Below are 6,545 nucleotides of genomic sequence, written 5' to 3' on the forward strand. Positions count from 1 at the left end.
ATACTATGCTATCCAGACAAGTGAGAAGAAGGTTGATCCAAGAACGATCCTATCCAAGCATCATGATTTATGGAAGATAGAAGAATCCTTTAGGATAATGAAGAGCAATCTTGAAGTGAGACCGATGTTCCACTGGACACCAAGAAGGATAAAGGGTCATTTCGTTGTTTGTTTCCTTGCATTCTTGGTGCAAAGAGAGCTTGAGTTCAGAATGAGAAAGAAAGGAATACACACTTCAACCCAGGAGATACAACGAGCGATAAACTCACTCAAAGTGATGAAGTTCAGCCATGGTGAGCAAAGTTACTACATGAAAGCGAAATCACTACCCCTTGCTTCGAAGATTCTTTCATTAATGAAGATAACACAACCCGACAAGGTAACGCCTCAAGAAGAACTCACTCTCTGAATACAGAGTTTGTAGTGGCAACATTCTTCGTTTCTAAAAATACTTTCGCTTGTTTAGCTGTTTTCAGAAGATTAAGTGATAAACTCAAGGGTATATCCGGGAGTTCTGTTACAGGCAGTGAGATATTCCCGCGGATCAAACCGCCTTCACTCATGAACGAGACTTCTGTATCAATAACGGCGTTGAGTTGTATCGACAGCCTGACCAAAAATCAGAACCGAAGAAAGGACAACTATTAAGAGTATTAAAGGAAACCTGATCGCTTTCAGAAGAATCGCCTCCTTTCCGTCTAGCTGGAGTATATCGGAAATCATTGATGAGAAAGCAGATACGATCTCAGGTTCACTTTATTGTCTTTTATGGGAAGTTTCTTTCGGATATTAGCCCTGTGGAAGTCCACGGTCTTCTTGGTTACACTGAGAATTTCGGCTATCTCTTTGCTGGTCTTTCCTTCTCTTATGAACTCTGCTATCTGTATCTCTCTTGAAGTGAGATTATCAAGAATAGAAGAGTGTTTTTTTGTAACAGGGTGCATTATCTCCTTTATCAGACCCTCTACAAACTCGACATCCTTTTCGTCGGTGTGCCTCTTCAAGTAATCCAGTGCTGGCTTTACATAGCGTTCCATATTGCCCATGATGGTCTTCTCCAGCTCATCCTTTTCCTCTTCGGTCCGCCTGAGAAGACTGGTCAGAAGGTCGTTCCTCTTCTCTATAGTGTCGAGTCTGTCAAGAACGCTTATCAGTTTGTACTCGACAAATCTCTGAAGAGAAATATCTCGCACGTACTCCAGAAGAGCTATGAGCTCGTTGTCCTTGTTGAAGATCGGAATGGAAAACAACTCCTGCCAGCCGTCACTAACCGAATGAGCCTGATATGGAACGATCTCGACTTCGGACTTCTTGCTCTCCATCGTTCGAAGCACCGGACACTTTTCGCAGGGACTACTGCGGTTGTGGTATATCTCGAAACACTTTCTACCGACAATCGCTCGCTTGCTGGAGTACCAGTGCTTGATCGAGCTGTTAACGTATCTTATTCTCATATCGACATCCAAAATACTGACGCCGTCCTGAATGCTCTCCAGAATGAAGACCAGAAGCTCGCGGCTATTCAGTATGCTAGACTTTTCTAGCGAATCTCTGGAAAGATATATACCTGGTATAGAAGTCAACGGTCTCTTCACTTCACTGGTATTTTCCGAAAAAAGACCTGGCATTTAACACGCTCCTTCGGTGCATTTATTTCGTAGACAATACTCGAATTATCCCACGGCAATGGCCTAGTATCAAATTTAGTGAGCTTTTTAGGTGATTCGTCATGTTTCCTATCACATGATAGACACAGGTGATACCTGCCAGTCTCATGCTGGTACAACTATATAGTAATACCAGTATTGTACCAGTAATCCGAATAATACTATCATAAGATACCGGAGGATTTGCTTTTTGCTTTGTGACGCGGGGAAAATATAACGAGGGAGGTAATAGCTTTATGTCCGAAAAGGAAGTTCTCTTCACACCAATTAAGATCGGAAACCGGGTTGCTCAGAACAGAATGGTAATCAACGCAATGGAATGCTGTGATTCAGATGAAGAAGGAAATCCCACCGAAAAGACCTACGAACGTTACAGGAAACTCTTCGAGGGCAAGGCCGGTCTGATAGACCTCGAAGCTATAACAGTTACTTACGAGAGTCGCGGCAGAAAGACTCAGCTCAGCATCATGCCTAGAAACAAAGAGGCTCTGACAAAGTTTGTTCGAAAAATGAAGAACATCAACAAAGACACTATCTTTATCTTCCAGCTAACACATTCGGGGGAGTTAAGCCATCCAGCCTTTTCGAAGCGCGTCTGCGTGAAGCCGCTTGCCGGTTTTGGTGGAGAGTTGCTGAGCGAGGAAGACATAGAACGGATTCTGGACGAATTCGTTCTGGCAGCAAAGATCTGTCACGATGCCGGTGCCGATGGCGTCGACCTTAAGCTTTCTCACGGCTATTTAGGCTCCCAGCTGTTACGCCCTTACAATGATAGAAAGTGGAAGTATGGAGGTTCCTGGGAAAACCGAAGCCGCTTTGCCTTTGAACTAATCGAAAGAGTCGTCAGAGAGGTCAACGATCCCAATTTCATAATCGGTTCAAAAGTCTCCGTATGGGAAGGCTTTCCAGGAGGCTGCGGAAGCGCCGGGCCTGACACTGCAGTTATGGATCTGACCGAATCGATAGCGCTCTGCAAAGGTCTTGAAGAGAGGGGTGCGCACTACATTCTCCAATCTGCAGGAAGCCCGTCGATTACTCTTGCACTATCACAGCCAGATAGGAAGATACCCGACTACGCCTACCTCCATCATTACTTCTCAAAGGTCCTCAAAGAAAACTTGAAGCCTGAAACCGTTGTTATCGGCTCGGCATACTCTATCTTCCGGGACGGGAAGAACTCTTTCCAGGCGGTCGAGAGAGAAAAGAATACCTTCAGGTACTGGGGTAATAAGAACGTAAACGACGGGTACGTAGATATGGTAGCTCTGGGCAGACAGTCCTTTGCAGACCCTTACCTTCCGGCAAAACTAATGGAAGGTAGAGAAGACGAAATAAAGTGGTGCACTGCATGCGACAACTGTATCGAGCTTCTTATACGTCAGATGAATGTCGGTTGCTGTGTTTACAACAAACCGTACACCGAAGCTCTGATGAAAGTTAGAAAAGAAGAGGGACTTCTCAAAGAAAAGCACACATAATCACTGATTTAGATGTCGGGATGTCATCCTGCATCGTTCTTATACAGGACGGACAGTAAAATAGGGACTCCATTTTAGGAACAGGAGCAGTTCTTCCTTCATAAGAGCGTGCAGAGAGCGGTATCGGAAGATCGGTTCCGACGCGTTGCGCCCAAGTTCCTCGTTCCGGAGCTAGGAGCTTTGTTCTTGGTTCGTAAGAGCGAAAGAGACGTTGTCCGTCAACGGTCCGCCGTCCACCGAGAGAGAAAAATCGGTTCCAAGATGCGGGAACGATTCTGCGTTAGCCGTTCTCTCTTCTTTGACAAAGAATTAAAAAGAGCGTTGAAGGCGTGTCCAGGGTTTTGGCTATTCACAGCGTAAAACGGGTTTTCTGCTCTTAAGCGCACAGCGACTCTTCCGGGCGAGATCCCGTGCAAATTCATCACGGGATGACCGAAGATGTGCTCATCAGGCCAGCCTCAAGGGATGACACTCCTTCAAGTAATCCTGAAACTTCTCCTGGCCAGGATCTCGGTCTTTGAAACAGTTGCAAGTGACAAGTTGCGAGTTGCAGGAACGGTTATACGTTATCGGTTCACCGTTCTCCAACATCGAGAGTTGCAAGTTCCATGATGGAAGTTGTAAGGGAAAAAAAGCCCGGGGTCGGGGATTGCAGGTTGGAGGTTGGAAAGAGCAACAGAAGCTGGTTCACAGTTGAACCGTTCTCCGGGATGAGAAACAAGGGATCAACACGGTTGACTCGGGATGAAGGCTTCAGGTTAGTGGAAAACATAGCATCCCGTTATTCTGGCGTGTACCTGGCCAGAATCTCGATCTTTAGTGCGCTTTCAAGACCAGATCCCGTACAGAACCACTACGGGATGACAGAATGAGGAGATTCGAGGGTAGGCTCTACGGGATGACAGAATGAGGAGATTCGAGGGTAGGCTCTACGGGATGACGGTCTTTTCTTGCTTTCGGTCATTCTGGTGGGCTTCAGAAAGGATCTGCATCCTCTCACAATGTGATCTTTACCAAGAACGAGGAACAGATCCTCGCTCTGGAACGAAGAACAGATTTTTTTCCTCTTGAACGGTCAACGGTCAACTGTATTTCACAGCCATCAGCGGGTTCTCGTTCTTAAGCGCACAGCGGCTCTTCCAGCGTTTAGCGGGTTCTCCGCTTTTTAGCGTGCAGCGGAACTTCCAGCGATCAGCGGGTTCTCGTTCTTAAGCACACAGCGGATCTTCAGGGCGAGATCCCGTGCAGAAGCATCACGGAATGACAAAGTGAGCAAATTCCAGGGCAGGCTCTACGGGATAACAGAATGGGGGGGATTTATGGGTGCTCTAATCGCCCAGGCTTACCGGGATGACAATGTCATAAGATCATACAGTTTTTTTGTAGGGGCGAACGGCTGTTCGCCCAAAGCGGGAGAACCACGATCCGTCATCTGAGATTGATTAGCATCTTTCTACCCGCAACGCCAATCCAAATCCAGCTTCAGTTCAAAATATGACTATTTCAAATGACCTTCTGGATTCCATGACTAGTGACTTCCATAGGAATGAATGGCCGCTCATCCTAAACTCCCTGCTAAGATGGCGAGGTGAAGTTAGTTTCATCGATGATTAGTGTGTACTTGTGTATCACAAAGGATCACATAAGTGATACAATAATATCGAGGTGATGATTGTGAAGACGGTTAATGTTAGGGACGTTCGAAACAGGTTCAGTGAGATTGTTGACGGAAAAGAGGAGCTTCTGATTCTTAGGCGTGGCGTTCCGGTGATGAAGATATCACCGGTTTCTAAGGAGGACTTGATGAACTACTATCTTTCAAAGGCCCAAGAAGAAGCCAGAAAGATTGGACTCAGCGAAGAAGAAGGGTTGGAAGTTCTTGACGAGGTAAGAAGAGAGATGAAAGATGAAGGTCGTCGTTGATACAAACGTCGTGATTTCAGCAGCACTCGGCTCTAAGACTTGCAGCATGGTCGTCGTGAAGGCACTCGAGCAGGGGGTAATCGAACCAGTAATATTCCCACAAGAGTTGAGAAGGTTCGTAGCAAGACTTAAAAAAAAGGAAAAGTACAGAAACGTTGATTTAGAGAGTCTTTTCAACTTCATAGAGTATTATATTGAGATTGTAGAGATTGTCGATGACTACCAGTTAATTAGTTTCAGCACAGATCTTCCGGACAATCATTTTATCTCATTAGCGGGCGCCCGTGATGCCTTGCTTATAACAGGAGACAAGCTTTGTCTGCAAAGTGCGCTGCGCGGCAATGTTAACTGCAAGACCCCATCCCAGTACCTAAGTGATTATCTTTGATGGTCCGCAAAAGAGCGAAAGAGACGTTGTCCGTTCTCCGTCCGCCGTCCGTTCTCCAAGACCGAGAGTTGCAAGTTCCATGATGCAAGTTGCAAGTTTCAAGAACAAGAGCTAAAAAATCGGCTCTCGGTTCTGGAGTCTGGTGAAGATTGAGCAATCACTATTCTAAATGCTCTCAAGGATTTTATCCCAGATGTATTCCAAGATCTAGTATTCATTTCAACAAATACGGCTCTAAACAGCGTTCAGCGGGTTCACCGCTTTAAAGCGTACAGCGGCCTTTTCGGTGAATGGGTTCATGATCTTGAACGGTCAACGGCCAACCATGTTTTACAGCGCTCAGCGGGTCCTCGTTCTTAAGCGCAAAGCGGCTCTTCCGGGCGAGATCCCGTGCAAATTCATCACGGGATGACCGAAGATGTGCTCATCAGGCCAGCCTCAAGGGATGACACTCCTTCAAGTAATCCTGAAACTTCTCCTGGCCAGGATCTCGGTCTTTGAAACAGTTGCAAGGGACAAGTTGCAAGTCGCAGGAACGGTTATCCGTTATCGGTTCACCGTTCTCCGAAAGGAAAAATCGGTTCCAAGATGCGGGAACGATTCTGCGTTAGACGTTCTCTCTTCTTTGACAAAGAATGAAAAAGAGCGTTGAAGGCGTGTCCAGGGTTCTGGCTATTTACAGCGTAAAACGGGTTTTCTGCTCTTAAGCGCACAGCGGCTCTTCGGTGGACGGCGGACCGTTTACGGCCAACGTGTCTTCGTCAGCGATCAGCGGGTCCTCGTTCTTAAGCGCACAGCGGATCTTCGGTGGACGGTGGACCGTTGACGGACAACGTTGTTTTGAGCAGCGTACAGCGGGTTCTCCGCTTTTAAGCGTACAGCGGAACTTCCAGCGACCAGCGGGTTCTTGTTCTTAAGCGCACAGCGGTTCTTTGAGCGAGAAGTCACTTTGAGTTTGAGATGAAGCTTCGCTTCGAGAGAAACCCTTTTCGAGACTACGAAGAACAAGGAGAGAAACCAGATCCCGTGCAGAAGCATCACGGGATGACAAAGTGAGCAAATTCCAGGGCAGGCTCTACGGGATAACAG

General features: G+C 46.7%; 5 protein-coding genes and 1 pseudogene. 5 read left to right on the forward strand and 1 reads right to left on the reverse strand.

Annotated features, from left to right (window positions below; all coding sequences use genetic code 11):
* Window positions 1–409: pseudogene (locus Q502_RS14280) on the forward strand (IS1634 family transposase); the annotation flags it as partial.
* 310 nt (window positions 410–719) lie between these two features.
* On the opposite strand, the gene Q502_RS06425 reads toward Q502_RS14280, so the two are convergent.
* Window positions 720–1,628, reverse strand: coding sequence for a LuxR C-terminal-related transcriptional regulator (locus tag Q502_RS06425; RefSeq protein WP_099829707.1), 909 nt, complete (start codon window positions 1,626–1,628; stop codon window positions 720–722).
* 275 nt (window positions 1,629–1,903) lie between these two features.
* Here Q502_RS06425 and Q502_RS06430 point away from each other — a divergent pair, with 275 nt between their 5' ends.
* The 4 genes from Q502_RS06430 (at window position 1,904) to Q502_RS06445 (ending at window position 5,456) form a co-directional block, all read left to right on the forward strand.
* Entirely contained in the window at window positions 1,904–3,145 is a 1,242-nt protein-coding gene (locus Q502_RS06430; protein WP_099829708.1) for a 2,4-dienoyl-CoA reductase, read from the forward strand.
* Window positions 3,146–3,753: 608 nt separating this feature from the next.
* Window positions 3,754–4,017, forward strand: coding sequence for a hypothetical protein (locus tag Q502_RS06435; RefSeq protein ID WP_099829709.1), 264 nt, complete (start codon window positions 3,754–3,756; stop codon window positions 4,015–4,017).
* Between the two features lie 802 nt (window positions 4,018–4,819).
* Entirely contained in the window at window positions 4,820–5,068 is a 249-nt protein-coding gene (locus Q502_RS06440) for a type II toxin-antitoxin system Phd/YefM family antitoxin (protein WP_099829710.1), read from the forward strand.
* A complete protein-coding gene (locus tag Q502_RS06445) occupies window positions 5,052–5,456 on the forward strand; it encodes a putative toxin-antitoxin system toxin component, PIN family (protein WP_099829711.1) in 405 nt (134 codons plus the stop codon). Before Q502_RS06440 ends, Q502_RS06445 begins: the two co-directional genes overlap by 17 nt.
* The last annotated feature ends 1,089 nt before the right edge of the window (window positions 5,457–6,545 follow it).

It is taken from the genome of Mesotoga sp. Brook.08.YT.4.2.5.2., assembly GCF_003351125.1.
In the GTDB taxonomy this organism is placed as follows: domain Bacteria; phylum Thermotogota; class Thermotogae; order Petrotogales; family Kosmotogaceae; genus Mesotoga.